Annotated in this window: 13 protein-coding genes; 7 read left to right on the forward strand and 6 right to left on the reverse strand. The window is 72.5% G+C overall.

The features are described 5' to 3' along the window. The first annotated feature begins 237 nt into the window (after positions 1-237). Together ACZ6NZ_RS02485 and ACZ6NZ_RS02490 are read left to right on the forward strand one after the other, a co-directional pair. Positions 238-2,670: an immune inhibitor A domain-containing protein gene (locus ACZ6NZ_RS02485; protein WP_465855912.1), complete on the forward strand. Its 2,433-nt coding sequence runs from the start codon at positions 238-240 to the stop codon at positions 2,668-2,670. 199 nt (positions 2,671-2,869) lie between these two features. After that, complete coding sequence (locus ACZ6NZ_RS02490) at positions 2,870-3,802, forward strand: alpha/beta fold hydrolase (RefSeq protein ID WP_465855115.1); 933 nt, start codon at positions 2,870-2,872, stop codon at positions 3,800-3,802. 4 nt (positions 3,803-3,806) lie between these two features. Here ACZ6NZ_RS02490 and ACZ6NZ_RS02495 read toward each other — a convergent pair whose 3' ends face one another. Beyond that, on the reverse strand, positions 3,807-4,172 hold the full coding sequence (locus ACZ6NZ_RS02495; protein ID WP_030486287.1) for a hypothetical protein: 366 nt from the start codon (positions 4,170-4,172) through the stop codon (positions 3,807-3,809). After that, a complete protein-coding gene (locus tag ACZ6NZ_RS02500; protein WP_465855117.1) occupies positions 4,169-7,129 on the reverse strand; it encodes an SseB family protein in 2,961 nt (986 codons plus the stop codon). The genes ACZ6NZ_RS02495 and ACZ6NZ_RS02500 overlap by 4 nt, the downstream gene beginning before the upstream one ends. Positions 7,130-7,281: 152 nt before the next feature. Here ACZ6NZ_RS02500 and mycP point away from each other — a divergent pair, with 152 nt between their 5' ends. Next, positions 7,282-8,508 (forward strand): type VII secretion-associated serine protease mycosin, encoded by a 1,227-nt coding sequence (gene mycP, locus ACZ6NZ_RS02505; RefSeq protein ID WP_465855119.1) that lies wholly within the window; start codon positions 7,282-7,284, stop codon positions 8,506-8,508. 169 nt (positions 8,509-8,677) lie between these two features. Here mycP and ACZ6NZ_RS02510 read toward each other — a convergent pair whose 3' ends face one another. Both ACZ6NZ_RS02510 and ACZ6NZ_RS02515 read right to left on the reverse strand, forming a co-directional pair. Beyond that, entirely contained in the window at positions 8,678-8,971 is a 294-nt protein-coding gene (locus tag ACZ6NZ_RS02510; protein ID WP_355004864.1) for a WXG100 family type VII secretion target, read from the reverse strand. Positions 8,972-8,992: 21 nt separating this feature from the next. Then, positions 8,993-9,313: a WXG100 family type VII secretion target gene (locus ACZ6NZ_RS02515; RefSeq protein WP_091395516.1), complete on the reverse strand. Its 321-nt coding sequence runs from the start codon at positions 9,311-9,313 to the stop codon at positions 8,993-8,995. Positions 9,314-9,604: 291 nt separating this feature from the next. On the opposite strand from ACZ6NZ_RS02515, the gene eccE reads away from it, so the two are divergent. The 4 genes from eccE to rarD all read left to right on the forward strand — a co-directional run bounded on the left by eccE (position 9,605) and on the right by rarD (position 13,565). Beyond that, positions 9,605-11,542 carry a type VII secretion protein EccE gene (gene eccE, locus ACZ6NZ_RS02520; protein ID WP_465855122.1) on the forward strand — a complete coding sequence of 646 codons (1,938 nt, stop codon included), beginning with the start codon at positions 9,605-9,607 and terminating at the stop codon, positions 11,540-11,542. Positions 11,543-11,632: 90 nt separating this feature from the next. Beyond that, on the forward strand, positions 11,633-12,019 hold the full coding sequence (locus ACZ6NZ_RS02525; RefSeq protein WP_091395522.1) for a phage holin family protein: 387 nt from the start codon (positions 11,633-11,635) through the stop codon (positions 12,017-12,019). A 128-nt stretch (positions 12,020-12,147) separates the two neighbouring features. Continuing rightward, positions 12,148-12,639, forward strand: coding sequence for a GNAT family N-acetyltransferase (locus tag ACZ6NZ_RS02530; protein WP_465855125.1), 492 nt, complete (start codon positions 12,148-12,150; stop codon positions 12,637-12,639). A gap of 2 nt (positions 12,640-12,641) precedes the next feature. Next, positions 12,642-13,565: an EamA family transporter RarD gene (rarD, locus tag ACZ6NZ_RS02535; RefSeq protein WP_465855127.1), complete on the forward strand. Its 924-nt coding sequence runs from the start codon at positions 12,642-12,644 to the stop codon at positions 13,563-13,565. Between the two features lie 91 nt (positions 13,566-13,656). Here rarD and ACZ6NZ_RS02540 read toward each other — a convergent pair whose 3' ends face one another. Together ACZ6NZ_RS02540 and ACZ6NZ_RS02545 are read right to left on the reverse strand one after the other, a co-directional pair. After that, positions 13,657-14,367, reverse strand: coding sequence for an anti-sigma factor family protein (locus ACZ6NZ_RS02540; RefSeq protein WP_465855129.1), 711 nt, complete (start codon positions 14,365-14,367; stop codon positions 13,657-13,659). Further along, a complete protein-coding gene (locus tag ACZ6NZ_RS02545; RefSeq protein ID WP_051708644.1) occupies positions 14,364-14,879 on the reverse strand; it encodes a sigma-70 family RNA polymerase sigma factor in 516 nt (171 codons plus the stop codon). The genes ACZ6NZ_RS02540 and ACZ6NZ_RS02545 overlap by 4 nt, the downstream gene beginning before the upstream one ends. Positions 14,880-14,965 lie beyond the last annotated feature (86 nt).

Genomic DNA, 14,965 nt, shown 5'->3' on the forward strand with positions numbered 1-14,965 from the left:
TGTATACGGTCACGCCCGTACCCGTACTGCTCAGCGGGGCTGATGAACCGGCGGGGTGTGACGGTGAAAAGCATTCCCAACAAAATCTTGCAACAAATCGACGCGTTCGTCTTCCCACCTGTCCCGCCAGTAACTATGTTCACCAATGGTCCCACTAGTGGGATCGATCTCCCACCGGCCCGTACCCCCGTTGGGCCGGTTCCCTCACACCGGAGGTACCACGTGCGCAAAGTCGCAGTGGGTCTGCTCGGGCTCTCACTGACGGCGACAGGCCTGGCGTTCGGCCCGTCCGCCTCGGCCGCCCCGCAGCCCAAACTGCCGGCAGCAGCTCCGGCCGCTGCCGAACCACAGGCGCTGAAGGATGAACTCCCCGACAAGCTCGAGGACAAGCGCCGCGAGCTGCGTGAGCAGGGTCTCGCCGACGTGCTGAGCGGGCGCAGCAAGCCGATCGAGCGCAACGGCAGCACTGTCGTCAAGGTCGGCCAGGTCGGCAAGACCGCCACCAACAGCAAGGCACGGTCGGCTGCCGGCGCGCAGGCGACGAAGGACCAGTACGTCGAGCTGAAGCGTGAGCGGACCGACAAGATCTTCGTGATCCTGGCCGAGTTCGGTGACGAGCGGCACCCGTCCTACCCGGACAAGGACATGAACCCGGACGTCGCCGGCCCGGCGACGTTCGAAGGGCCACTGCACAACAAGATCCCCGAGCCCAACCGGGCCGTGGACAACTCCACCATCTGGCAGCCGGACTTCAGCCCGGACCACTTCCGCCAGCTCTACTTCGGCACCAACCCGGGCGACGAGTCGCTCAAGCAGTACTACGAGGCGCAGTCCTCGGGTCGCTACACCGTCGAGGGTGAGGTGACCGACTGGGTCAAGGTCAAGTACAACGAGGCCCGCTACGGTCGCTCGGACGACCCGAAGGCCGACGACGACCCGACCGGCGACCCCGCCGTCTGCGCCGACAACGTCTGCCCGAACACCTGGAACCTGATCGCCGACGCCGCCAACCAGTGGGTCGCCGACCAGAAGGCCAAGGGCCGTACGGACGCGCAGATCGCCACCGAGATGAAGTCCTTCGACCAGTGGGACCGCTTCGACTACGACGGTGACGGCGACTTCAACGAGTCGGACGGCTACATCGACCACTTCCAGATCGTCCACTCCGGCGGCGACCAGGCCGACGGTGACCCGCAGCAGGGTGAGGACGCCATCTGGAGCCACCGTTGGTCGGCGTTCAACAGCTCGCCCGTGGGCCCGCCGAACTTCCCGATCGGCGGCACCCAGATCGGGAACACCGGCGTCTGGATCCGCGACTACACGATCCAGCCGGAAAACGGCGGTCGTAGCGTCTTCTACCACGAGTACGGCCACGACCTGGGCCTGCCGGACGACTACGGCCCCGCCGACAACAACAACGAGCACTGGACCCTGATGGCCCAGAGCCGGCTCGGCGCCAAGAACGACGTCGGCATCGGCGACCGGGGCGGCGACCTCGGTGCGTGGAACAAGCTCCAGCTCGGCTGGCTCGACTACGAGGTGGTCGTGGCGGGGCAGAAGCGCTCGCTGGAGCTCGGCCCGCAGGAGTACAACTCCGAGAAGGCACAGGCCGCCGTGGTGGTGCTGCCGCAGCGGGAGTACACGTTCAACTACGGCGCACCGTTCGAAGGCTCGAAGCAGTACTTCTCCGGCAACGAGGACGACCTCGACAGCAAGATGACGAGGACGTTCGACCTGACCGGCAAGTCCACGGCGGCGCTGTCGCTCAAGGGCAAGTACAGCATCGAGGAAACCTACGACTACCTCTACTTCGAGGCGTCGACGGACGGCGGTCAGACCTGGGCCGACCTGGACGGAACTGTCAACGGCCAGCCGATCGGCGTCGACGGCGCCGGCCGCCCGGCTCTCGACGGCAGCAGCAACGGCGCGTGGGCCGACATCAACATCCCGCTCACCTCGGTCGCCGGCAAGGTGGCGCAGGTCCGCCTGCACTACGTCACCGACGGTGGGGTCTCCGAGGGCGGCTTCTTCGGTGACGCGATCACCGTGACCGCCGACGGCCAGACCGTGTTCAGCGACGGCGCCGAGACCGACGCCGGTTGGACGCTCTCCAAGTTCGAGGTGGTCGGGGCGACCTACACCCGGCTGTTCGACAACTTCTACATCGCCGGCAACCGGTCGTACGTCTCGTACGACAAGTACCTGAAGACGGGCCCGTACTTCTTCGGCTACGCGAACACCCGCCCGGACTGGGTGGACCACTACGCGTACCAGGAGGGCCTGCTCATCTCGTACTGGAACACCCGGTTCTCCGACAACAACACCGCTCCGGCGTCGGCGTCCAACCCGGGTGGTCACCCCGGTGAGGGTCGCAACCTCTACATCGACGCGCACCCGCGCCCGATCTACAACCTGACGGGGGCTCCGTGGCGGGCCCGCATCCAGGTGTACGACGCCCCGTTCAGCCTGAACAAGGCGGACTCGTTCACCCTGCACCTCAACAGCCAGCCGCAGTACATCCGTGGCCAGGCTGCTGAGCCGCTGTTCGACGACACCAAGAAGTACTTCTACGAGGAGCTGCCGAACCACGGCGTCAAGCTCCCCGCGACCGGTGTCAAGATCAAGGTTCTGGAGCAGGACGGCACCTCCATGAAGATCCGGATCAGCTGACCACTGATCCCGCACCAACAAGCGACGCCCGGGCAGGTCATCTGCCCGGGCGTCGCCCTTTGTGACACCCGTCCGGATGGCCACGACCGGGTCTGTCGAGCCGACTCCCCCGGTCGCGGTCCGGGACAACCCGGGGCTTTCCCCTGTTCAACGCGACCACCAGGGTCGCCCGCGGCAACCGGGTCCTAGGCTGTCTGCCATGACCGACCAGCGCGGCGGGGCCGTCGACGAGTCCTGTGTCCTCACCGAGGGGCCGTGGACGCACCGTTTCGTCGGCGCCAACGGCAGCCGGTTCCACGTGGTCGAGGGCGGCACCGGGCCGATGGTGCTCTTCCTGCACGGCTTCCCGGAGCACTGGTGGGCCTGGCACCAGATGCTGCCGGCGATCGCCGACGCCGGCTTCCGAGCGGTCGCCGTCGACCTGCGCGGCTACGGGGCGAGCGACAAACCACCCCGGGGGTACGACGGCTACACCCTCGCCGCCGACATCGCCGGACTGATCCGCGCGCTCGGTGAACGATCCGCGACGGTCGTCGGCAGCGGCCTCGGTGGCATGGTGGCCTGGACGGTGGCCTCGTTCCACCCGTCCCTGGTCCGCCGGCTCGTCGTGCTGGGGGCACCGCACCCGCTGCGACTGCGGGCCGCCATCTTCGCCGATCCGCGCGGGCAGTTCACCGCGTCCACCCCGGCGTTGAAGTTCCAGCTACCTCGCTACGAGCACGTCCTGACCCGTGACGGCGCCGCAGCCGTCGGCGAGATCATGCGCCGCTGGGGCGGCCCACAGTGGGTGGCCGGGCCGGACTTCGAGGCGTACGCCCAGCGGTGCCAGGAGGCGATGTGCATCCCGCAGGCCGCGTTCTGCGCGCTGGAGGGTTACCGATGGGCGTTCCGCTCGCTGCTGCGCCTGCACGGCTACCGGTTCGTCCGCCTGATGCAGAAGCCGCTGTCCACCCCGACCCTGCAACTGCACGGCGCCCTGGACGCCGCCTCCCTGCCCCGCACCGCGCTGGGCTCCGGTCGGTACGTCGTCGCCCCGTACGAGTGGCGGTTGCTCGACGGGGTGGGGCACTTCCCGCACCTGGAGGCGCCGGAGCTGGTGCTCGGCGAAATCCTGCGATGGGCCAAGACCTGACCGGTCAGACCCGCTGCTCGCGCAGGTCGGTGACCTCGGCGGCCGGTGCCCAACCCTGGTAGACGCCGAAGTCGAAGACCTCCAGGCGCATCGCCTCGGCCACCGGCCAGCGACCACCCGTGTACTCCACCCGCAGCCAGGCGTCGTGCTCGCCGAGCACGATGAACGGCTGCCCCTGCCAGGTGCAGGTGGTCCGCACGTACGCCAGATCCTCGATCTCGCTCGCCGGCAGCACCCGGACGTAGCGGCCCGCGCGGACCTCCTCGAAGCCCTCGCCCGGCTCGGGCTGGTAGAGGCGGATGTCGTCACCGTCCGGGCTGGCCTGGTATTCCCGGCCCTGCCAACGGGCCACGTAGCCGTCGCGCATCACGCCTCCCCGACCCGTCGCCAGGTGACCGAGTCGGTGTCCAGTTCGGCGACCACCCGCTCGCTGCCGTCCGCGCCGATGCGCCAGAGTTGGGCACCGTGCGGAAGACGTGCGCTGTCCACCTTGAACTCCGCCACCACGTCGCTGCTCTCACCCGGGGCGAAGCCGTTGCCCCGGAACGGCGGGCGTTCGATGACCCAGCCCTCCATGGCCCGCATCGCCGGCTCGTTCTGACCGCCGTACGGGATGCGGTAGAGGCTCGGCCGGTGCGCCGGCCAGCGCAGCACGTAGATCTCCTCGGCGTCCTGGGCGAACGGCGAGCCGGGGTAGCTCAGGCCCAGCGCCTCGTGGAGCTGAGCCGGTGTGGTCAGGTGGGACAGCTCGCCGGCCCGGTGCACGAAGCCGGACACCCGGTCGTACCCACGATCCAGGTAGTACGCGAGCTGGCTGGGGGCGACCGCCTTCTGCATGACCGTCGGTCGGGTCGGGTCGACCGCCGCGGGAGCGTACCGGGGACGGGCGGCGGGCTCGGCCACGGCCGGCGCTTCCACCTGGTCCACTTCCAGGTCGTCCCCGAGCCCCACCTCGGCGGCCCAGTTGGCCAACGCGACGATCTGCTCACCGGGCAACTTGGCACCCACCGGAGTGCCCGGGTTGACGGCGAACGACCAGTCCTCGTCGGGCCAGCGCCGGATCAGTTGGGCGAACTTCACCCGGACCGTGTCGACGTCCCCCTCGACATGGTCGGCGAGGCGCTCCGACGACGTGTAGACCACCACGTACGTCTCGCCGTCGAGCTGCGCGGTACGCCAGACGAAGCCGGGGTCCCCGGGGCGGCTTCCCCGCACCGAGTCCGGTGCCGCCGGCAGCAGCACCCGAGCCAGCAGCAAGGTGGACAGGAAGGTGTCGGTGCTGCCCGAGCCGGCGGCGCTGAGCAGGTCCTCCTCGACCGTGTTCGCCGGCTCGAACTCGACCGGTGGCGGCTCGTCGGCAGGCGGCAGGGGGCTGCCGTCCGCCGTCATGCTCTCGCCGCCGGTCGGGCTTCCCAACAAGCCCCCGCTGTCGGAGCGATCGTCGCCGAGCGGGGCGTCGGCCCCCGGACCGCCCAGGTCACCGCCGACAGCGCCGGACTCCGCCGGAGTCACGGGCTGCGGGGCGGACGGGTCCGGGGCGGGCTGATCGGGGCTGAAGGACGGGGGTGCGAAAGGGTCGGGGCTGGGGGACGACGGGTCGAACGGCGGCGCGGCGGCCTCAGCGGAGCCGGGGGACGCCGTGAACAGCCCCGGATCGGAGGGTGCCGGGCTGAACGGTGGTGGCGGGGCGGTCTCGGTGGGGCTGGGCGACGACGGACCGAACAGGCCCGGACCGGGGGGCGTCGAGCCGAACAGGCCCGGACCGGGAGGCGTCGGGCCGAACGGTGGCGGGGCGGCCTGGGTAGGGCTGGGCCGCCGGGGCGCGTCGACCGGCGCGCTGCTCTCGACCGGGTCGGTGAGGTCGCGGGACTCGATGATGGTGCCCTCGATGACGATGGGCGTGAAGCCCCGGCGTGGCGCCGGCGGCCCGGAGACCGGTTCCGCGGCGGACACCGGCAGATCCTCCGCCGGCTCGAACCGGCCCGGTCGGTCCTGGGGTATCGCCTGTGTCTTTTCCGCCGGCTCGAACCGACCCGGTCGATCCTGGGGAATCGCTTGCGTCTCCTCCGCCGCCGGCCGGCCGGGCGCACCGGTCGGGCGAGGCTCACCGGTCACCCGGAACGCGCGGGTGGGCTCCTCAGCCAGCGGGTTGTGCCGGCGCGGCGGCAGCGGCTGGGTGATCTCCTCGCCGGACGGCGGTGCGTCCATGCCGCGGGACGCGCCGAGACCGCCCTCCGGCCGTCGTACCGGCTGGGTGGCGGCCGGGTCCGCCGCCATCGGAAAGGCCCGCGTCGCGGTCTCGCCGGCGGGCGCATCGGCGGGGCGACGGCGAGGGAAGGGCTGGCTGCCTCGACCGAACCGGGTCGGCGGGGCCGCCCGGTCACCGGGACGGCCGCCGCTCGGGGCCGGGTCGCGGGCCGGAGCGGGGTCGAAGAAGGAGCGCCGAGGCGCGGCCTGAGGGGCGCCGTTGCCGTTACCCGGGGCGGGGCCGTCGATGTCGCCCGGCCGGGTCGCTGCCGGCCAGCCCACGCCCGGCCCAGCCTGGTCGGCGGTGGGGCCGGCGGTCGCCAACGGGGTGAACCGGGACGGCCGGGCGCTGCGGGGCAGCGCTCCGACGCCTGGGGTGGGCCGCGGCGGTTCGGTCGGGTGCCGCTGACCGGCGGCGGGCAGGTCCTCCGCGCCGGGTCGGCGCGGCGGCTCAGCCGAGGCGGGTGGCCGGGGCGCGGGACCCGGCACGGGTGGGGCACCCACCCGAGGGCCCGGGCTCCGCGCCGGCCTATGAGGTGCGAGCGGAGCCGTCTCGGGCGCTGACGGGGCCGCCCCCGTCAGCGGAGGCGATCCGGCGGCTGGGGCGGCGTCCCGCGGTGGCACGCCGGGCCGGGTGCGGGCCAACGTCTCGGCCCGCTCCAGGCGGGCGCGGGCACCCATGGCACGGCCGGGCAGCCGCACGTCACCTCGGGACAGTTGCGACACGAACCAGGCCGGCAGGTAACCCTCGACCGGCAGACCCGGATTGACGGCGAGCCACCACTCGTGGTTCGGCCAGCTGGCCGCGAGGTCGGCGAAGGGGATGCGTCGATTGCTGCCGGCATGGTCGCCGAGGCAGGCCCGCAGTGCGGCGGCGGAGGTGAAGGCCAGGACGTGGGTCCGGCCACCGGTGGTCCAGGTGCCCCATCCCGCAGGTGGCTGGCCGGGCTGCGTCGGCGCGGAGACCGGCAGCAGCACATCGGTGCGGGACAGGAGCCGGAAGTAGAGCTCCTGGTCGTTCGCGCGCAGCGCGTCGCGCATCGCCACCTCGGCCTCCGTGGCCGGTTCCCATGCGGTCACGGCCACCTCCCCTTCCGAGAACAGGCCACAGGTATCGCGTACAACCTACAAGGTGGTACCAAGATCACAATGGCTGGCCGGCGGCGGTCCGCCCGGGCCCGGACGAGGCGATAACATCCCGTTTCGGAGCCGCCACGATACGGAGGGTGTCGATGTCCGGATCGATCACGCGCCCGATCCTCGCAGGTCTGGCCGCCAGCCTGTTGACCGTACCGGCCCTTCCGACCGTCGCCGCCACCGCCGGGCTCGGAGGGTCGGCACCGGCCTGCGCGACGCCACTCGCCCCCGTCCGGCCGGTCGCCGCCAGGCCCTGGCCACAGCAGCGGTACGACCCGGCACGGCTCGCGCCGCTGGCCACCGGCGACGGGGTGACGGTCGCGGTGGTCGACTCCGGGGTGGACCGGGCACACCCGCAACTGGCCGGGCGGGTGCTGGCCGGCACCGACCTGCTCGACCCCGGCGGGGACGGCGGCCGGGACTGCGCCGGCCACGGCACCGGTGTGGCGAGCATCATCGCCGCCGCACCCCGCCCCGACGTCGCCTTCCGGGGCCTGGCGCCGGGTGCCCGCATCCTGCCGGTGCGGGTGAGCGAACAGCAGGTCGTGCAGGGCCGGGAGTCGGGGCGTACGGTCAGCGCCGACGAGTTCGCCAGGGCCATCCGGTGGGCCGTCGACCAGGACGCCGACGTGGTGAACCTCTCTGTCGTGCTGTACGCGGACGACCCGGAGGTCCGAGCGGCGGTGCGGTACGCGGTCGAGCGGGACGTGGTGCTGGTGGCCGCCGCCGGCAACCTGCACGACGGTGGGGACCCCCGACCGTTCCCGGCCGGCTATGACGGGGTGCTCGGCGTCGGCGCGATCGGGGCGGACGGCGGGCGGGCGTCGTTCTCGCAGACCGGCTCGTACGTCGACCTCGTCGCTCCGGGCAGCGAGGTGCTGACCGCCGCACCCGGCGCCGGCCACCATCGGGTCGAGGGGACCAGTTACGCGGCGCCCTTCGTGGCCGCCACCGCCGCGTTGCTGCGGGAGTATCGGCCGGAGCTGACCGCCGCCCAGGTGGCCGAGCGGATCATCGCCACCGCCGATCCAGCTCCGGGCGCGGGCCGGGGCGGTGGGTACGGCGCCGGGGTGTTGAATCCGTACCGGGCGGTCACCGAGACCAGCGGCGGCCGTGCGGCCGGCGCGCCGCCGGTCGCCGCGCTCGCCGACGACCGGGCCGACCCGGCGCAGCTCGCCCACCAGGCCCGCCGGCTCGCCGCGCGGGACCGAGCCCTGCTGGTCGGGGCGGTGGCCGGCATCACGGCGGTCACCGTGGCGCTGCTCGCCCTGGTGGCACCCCGGGGCGCCCGTCGACGCTGGCGAGCGGCCGGCCCGGCCTGAGGCCGCCCGCACACGGCCTGAGCCCGCCCGCACAGGGCCCGAGGCCGCCCGCACAGGGCCTGGGTCCGCCCGCACAGGGCCTGGGTCCGCCCGCACACAACCGTCGTCGCCGACCGGCTGCGGGCGGGGCGCTGGCCCGGACATGGTCAGCGCTCCCAGCCCACATCGCTCACTGGAACAGCCCGGTGTTCTTCTTTTCGGTGTCCAAGTAGTCGGTGGCGGAGTCGTTCACCGCCAACCTGATGTCACGCAGCATCCCCTGCAGGTCCTGCGAGGCCGAACGCCACCGCGCCTGCCGCTGCTCGTAGGCCTGCTGCGCGTCGCCCGTCCAGCTCGCCACCAGCGGGGCGGCGTCGCGTTCGAGTTGCCCGAGCTGCGCGTCGAGGGTGTTCAACGCCTTCTGGATGTCAGCGCCGGCCTGTTGCAGCGCGGCGAAGTTGACGACCAGCACACCATGGTCCATCGGATTCCCTCCCCAACGGGATCAGAGCGGCAGTTGGATGCCGCCGCGGTTGGTGCCGGCCACCCGGCTGGCCACCTCGTCGTCGGACGCGTGGTACTGCCGACCGGCGGTGCGGATCGCACCGGCGGTCTCGCGCAGCGCGCGGTGCAGCGCCGCCTGGTCCTGTGACCACTGCTGCTTGACCTGCTCGAACGACCGGCCACCAGCGCCGCGCCAAGCCTGCTGCAACACCTCCAGCTCGGCCAGCAGGCCGGTCAGCATGGACTGCAACGACTGGTCCACCTGCTCGAACTTCGCGGCAGTCTGCTGCATGACCGCTGCTTCTGCCTTGGTTTGGGACATCCGGACGTCACCTCGTCTCTCGGATCGCACCTGGCCGTCGACGCGCCCACCCGGGGCGACGCGTCGTCGCTTGGCCCGGTCTTTCGAGCACTGAGACACGGGTCAGCGAAGGACTTCGTGGCTGACGGTAGCGACCTCGTAGCGGTTCTGCTACCCCACCGGCTTCCCCTGTGGACAACCGAGGCGGCCATCGGTCGCTTACGATGTGCCGCAGCCACGTCGCGGCGCGTGACGGGTCGCCGAAGGGCGGCCGGCCGTCCGACCCCGGTCCCCACTGGTCGAGGAGGCACGGTGCCGGCGATCACCACCGGAGGGCCGCACCCGCCGACCCCTCCCGGGTCCGAGGCGGGCCCCTCCCCACGGGTGGGCGGGCCGGGCCGATCCACCGACAGCGGCCCGCTGCCGGTCGATCAGCGCACCCCCCGTCGCCGATCGCGGGCGGCCCACTGGGTCGCACTCGGCCGTCGCGCGGCTGCCGGAGCGCGAGTCGGCCAACTGGTCACCGCACAGGTCGCGGCGGCCCTGGTGCTCGTCACCCTCGGTCGACCCGCGCCGATCGTCGCGGCAGCCCTACTGGTGGCCGCGCTGCTGGTGGCCGCCGCCTGGGTGCCGGTGCGGGGCCGGTGGCTGTTCGAGTGGCTGGGCACCGCCGTCGGGCACCTCACCCACCGGCGGGCGTTGACCGGGCCGGCCGACGCGGCCGCACTGCTCGACCTGGTCGCCCCGGGCACCGTGATCCGCTCGACCGAGTTGACCGGCGGACCGGCGGCCGTCCTGGAGGACAGCACCGGCATGGTCGCGCTCCTGGAGCTCGGCGACCCCGGCGACCTGCTGGGCGACGTGTCCCAGGCGATCCCCGCCCCGGCCACGTTGCTCCCCCCGACCGGGCCGGACCAGCCCCCGCTGCTGGTCCAACTGCTGCTCGCCGGCGCGCCGGCACCGGTGCCGAGTGCCGGTGGCACGGTCGGCACGTCGTACCGGCAGCTCACCGACGGGCGGCTCGCCGGGCGTGAGCGGGCGGTGGTGGCGGTCCGGGTGCTGCGGGTGAACGGTTGGTCGGAGGAGGACCTGCGCCGGGTACTCGCCGGCACGGTCCGCCGGATCGTCCGCCGGCTCGGACCGTTGGCCGCGCGACCTCTCGGGGTGCCGGCGGCGCTACGCGTACTCGGCGAGCTGGCCCACCACGACGGCGAACCGGTCCGGGAGTTGTGGCCGGCGATCCGCTCCGGCAGTCTCGTCCAGGCCACCTTCCGTCTGCTCCACCGGCCCGACGCGGGCGCTGCGGCTGGACGCCGGCTGGTGCCCCGCCTGCTGGCGCTGCCGGCGACGGCCACGACCGTGTCGATCTGCTCGGGTCCGTCGCCGACGATCTCGTCGTCGTCGGCTGGCGGAGTGCCGACCGAGCTGACCGTACGCCTGGCCGCCGGGACGGCGACCGAGTTGGCGGCGGCCGGCGAGGCGCTGGTCCGCCTGGTGACCGACCTGGGCGGAAAGCTGCGGCGACTCGACGGCGCGCACCTGGGCGGGCTGGCCGCCACGCTGCCTTTGGCGCTGGCGGCACCCGGAGCGCAGCCCAGCCCACCGGTGCCCGACCCGACCGTAAACGACTGGGAGCTGTCCCTGGGCGACGCGGGAATGATGGTCGGCACCAACCGGCACGGCCGGGCCGTCACCGTGCGACTGTTCCGGCCGGAGGGCACCCGCGTACTGCTGGTCGGCGGGGTACGGGCAGCCCAGCTGGTGGCGCTGCGCGCCCTGGCGCTCGGCGCCCTGGTGGTGGTGCAGACCGCCCGGCCACGGGCCTGGGAGCCGTTCGTCCGTGGGGTTGGCGCACCGGGCGGCACGATCCCGTTGCTCCCTCCCGGTCGGGCGGTCGCCGACGGGGTGGGCACCGCGCTGCGGCCGTTGCTGCTGATCGTCGACGCCGGACCGGTGGCGGCCGAGGCCGTGCCGGGTCCGCCGTGGCGGGCCACCCTGGTGGTACGCGACGAGCTGACCCCGGCCGATGTGGACGCGTTGAGCCGCGCCGACCTGGCGTTGCTCCAGCCGCTGACCTCCACGGAGGCCACCCTGGCCGGAGCCGCGCTCGGGCTGGGCGGTTCGGCCGAGTGGCTGACCCGGATCCGGGAGGACATGGTGGCGGTGGTCAACCGTCGGGCGCTGCGCTGGGCACTGCTCTCCCCCACCCCGATCGAGGCGCAACTGATCGGCCCGCCGACGCGCGGCTGAACTGACCGGCCCGCCGACGCGCGGCTGATTCCACCGGACCCGCCAGCCGGCGGGTTACGTCGCCGCGGTGTCCGTGGCACGATCCCCGCCATGGGTTTTCTGAAAGGTCTGCTGATTCGGCTGGCCAGCACAGCTCTGGCTTTCTGGCTGGCCACGCTCCTCATCCCGGGCATCTCCCTGGATTCGAACTCGGCCACCGAGACGGTGACCACGCTGCTCCTGGTGGCGGTGATCTTCGGTGTGGTCAACGCTGTTCTCCAACCGATCATCAAGACCGTCGGTTGTGGCTTCTACCTGCTGACCCTGGGTCTCATCGCCCTGGTGGTGAACGGGTTGCTCTTCCTGCTCACCAGCTGGATCGCCGACCAGGCCGGGTTGCCGTTCTCGGTGGACGGTTTCTGGCCGGCGGCAGTGCTCGGCGCACTCTTCGTGAGCATCGTGACCTGGATCCTCGGCGCCGTCCTCGACCGGGACTGACCGCCGACCAGTCAGCACCGACCCGGTCCGTCCGGGGCTCCGACCTTGGCCGGGGCCCCGGCGGGCCGATGACCAGAGTTCGGGAATGTGGCGGCCTGACCGCCCACCTCGGCGGTTAGCCTCGCGGCATGTTCTCGCTGACCTATTCCGACGGCCACCTGCTCAGCACCGATCCGGCGCGGATCGACCTGGACCTGGTGCACCAGTGGTTGTCCACCGACGCGTACTGGGCGCTCGGACGGGACCGGGAGACCACCGAGCGGGCGTTCGCCGGCTCGCTGCCGTTCGGCATCTACCGGCCGGAGGACGGCCGCCAGGTCGCCGTGGCCCGGGTCGTCACCGACGGCGCCACCTTCGCCTGGCTCTGCGACGTGTACGTCGACCGCGCCGCCCGGGGTCGCGGGCTGGGCGGACGGCTGGCCGGCGCGGTCCGCGACCACCTGGATGAGCTGGGCGTACGCCGGATCCTGCTCTGCACCAACGACGCCCACCAGGTGTACGAGAGGGTGGGCTTCACCCCGCTGGACGCGCCGCAACGGTGGATGCAGCTCGACCGGCGAGCCCCGGTGACCCCACTCACCGGAAAGGAACAAAGCAGCAGTACGCCCCTTACGGTGTAGGCGTGACGCCACTCCGCCTGGGATACCTGTACGGCCTCGGCGCGTACCTGCTCTGGGGTTTCTTTCCGCTCTACCTGAAGCTGCTGCGACCCGCCGGCCCGCTGGAGATCCTGGCCCACCGGATCGTCTGGTCGGTGGTCTTCGTGGCTCTGCTGTTGGGCGCGCTGCGCAACATCGGCTTCCTGCGGGCGTTGCTGCGCCGCCGGTGGGCGGTGGCGGGGATCGTCGCCGCCGCCGCGCTGATAGCTGTCAACTGGGGCACCTACATCTACGGGGTCAACTCGGACCGGGTGGTGGAGACTGCGCTCGGCTACTTCATCAACCCGCTGGTCGTGGTGCTGCTCGGGGTGACGGTGCTGCGGGAGCGGCTACGCCCGGCGCAGTGGGCGGCGCTCGGCATCGGCGCGTCGGCGGTCGCGGTGCTCACCGTGGACTACGGCCGGTTGCCCTGGCTGGCGTTGACCCTGGCATTCAGCTTCGCCGGCTACGGCCTGGTGAAGAAGCGGCTCGGCCTGCCGGCGGCGGAGGGGCTGTTCGTCGAGTCGGCGGTGCTGGCGTTGCCAGCGCTGGGCTACCTGGGCTGGCTGACGGCGAAGGCCGACCTGACCTTCGGGCATGTCTCGGCCGGGCACACCGCGCTGCTGGTGCTGGCCGGCGCGGCCACGGCGATTCCGCTGCTGCTGTTCGCCGGGGCGGCCAACCGACTGCCGCTGAGCAGCCTGGGCATGGTCCAGTACCTGGCGCCGATCCTTCAGCTCGGCTGCGGGGTGCTGATCTTCCACGAGCCGATGCCCCCGGCCCGGCTGGCGGGCTTCGCGCTGGTCTGGCTGGCCCTGATCGTCTTCACCGCCGACGCCGTCCGAACCTCCCGCCGCACCCGGCCCCGCCAACCCACCCCTCCCCCCACACCCGTCCCCACCCCCTGACCGCCCCGCGATCTTGCACTTTGTGTCGCCGATATGCCCCTCCATGCCCCTTGTGGAAGGACAGAAAGTGCAAGATCGCGTGAGAGAGGGGTTACGGGACGGCGTAGGTGAGCAGGGGGGTGCCGTCGGCTTTCTGGAGCTCCACGCTGGCCAGCTCGGCGTCGGTGAACCTCGTGTTGCCGGTGAAGCTGAGGTCGTCACCGGGGGCCGCGAGCCAGGAGCCGATCTGCTCGGTGGCGCCGTTCGGCCCGCGCGCCACCAGCCGGAACGGGTACGCCTTGCCGTAACTCGTCCGCGCGTCGTACCCGCACCGCATGGTCACCCGGGTGCCCCACTTGGTGCCGACCAGCCCGATGTCGGCGTGCACCGGCCCGGCGGTGGCCACCGGCCGCATGGCCACCATCGACACCTGTGGACCAGGGGTGCCCTGCGCCGTCGGCGGCGGGGTCACCGATCGGGGCAGCACCGCCGCCGTCCCGACACCCACGACCAGGGCCAGCCCGGCGGCGGCCAGGGTGGTCAGCGCGTACCGTCGCCGGTCCGCGGCGCGTTCCCGACGGCGAAGCTGGCGGGCCTCGTCGAGCAGCGCGGGCACCCGGGGCGGTGCCGGCGGCGGCAGGATCTGCTCCAACCCCGCCGGGTCGAGGCGCCCGAGCAACCCGGGCAGGACGGCGATCTCGGCGACCGCCTCCCGACACGAGGCGCAGCCGCCGAGGTGCCGCTCGTAGGCCGCCCGTTCGGCGGGGGCCAGGGCACCCAGCACGTACGCGCCGTCGTCGTACGCGAACTCGCACCGGGTCATCCCGTCACCCCCATCTCGGCCAGGACCAACCGTAGAGACCGCAGCGCGTAGTGGGTGCGGGACTTCACGGTCCCTGGCGGTACGCCCAGGCGGGACGCCGCCTCGGCCACCGACCGCCCCTGGTAGAAGCACTCGACCAGCACCTCCCGGTGGGTCGGGCTGAGCCGGTTCAACGCCTCGGCGACGGTCCACGCCTCCACCGCCCGCTCGGCCTCGTCAATCACCTCGGGCGGTTCGGGCAGATCGTCGGTGAACACCTCGCCGACCCGGGTGGATCGCCGCCGCCAGGCGTCGATGGCCAGGTTGCGGGCGGTGGTGAACAGCCAGGACCGCACCGATCCGCGCCTCGGGTCGAGTGACTCCGGATGTCGCCAGGCCCGCAGCAGCGTCTCCTGCACCAGGTCCTCGGCCCGCTGCCGGTCCCCGTTGACCAGCCGCAGGGCATGGGCGTACAGCGCCTCCGCGTGCTCGTCGTGCAGCGCGCGGAGCAGTTGGGCGTCGTGGTCGCTGATGGCGGTCTCCTCGCTTCCGGCGCGCGTCCGGCGGTGCGTTCGCTCGGGAATACGTGCGGTCACGCCGAACGGTTCAGCCCGAGGTC

The organism is Micromonospora sp. NPDC047756, from assembly GCF_055587245.1.

Coding starts and splice junctions, on each gene's coding strand:
- ACZ6NZ_RS02540 (WP_465855129.1), bottom strand. CDS start 14,367: ATGACCCGGTGCGAGTTCGCGTACGACGACGGCGCGTACGTGCTGGGT.
- ACZ6NZ_RS02515 (WP_091395516.1), bottom strand. CDS start 9,313: ATGTCCCAAACCAAGGCAGAAGCAGCGGTCATGCAGCAGACTGCCGCG.
- mycP (WP_465855119.1), top strand. CDS start 7,282: ATGTCCGGATCGATCACGCGCCCGATCCTCGCAGGTCTGGCCGCCAGC.
- ACZ6NZ_RS02490 (WP_465855115.1), top strand. CDS start 2,870: ATGACCGACCAGCGCGGCGGGGCCGTCGACGAGTCCTGTGTCCTCACC.
- ACZ6NZ_RS02530 (WP_465855125.1), top strand. CDS start 12,148: ATGTTCTCGCTGACCTATTCCGACGGCCACCTGCTCAGCACCGATCCG.
- ACZ6NZ_RS02525 (WP_091395522.1), top strand. CDS start 11,633: ATGGGTTTTCTGAAAGGTCTGCTGATTCGGCTGGCCAGCACAGCTCTG.
- ACZ6NZ_RS02510 (WP_355004864.1), bottom strand. CDS start 8,971: ATGGACCATGGTGTGCTGGTCGTCAACTTCGCCGCGCTGCAACAGGCC.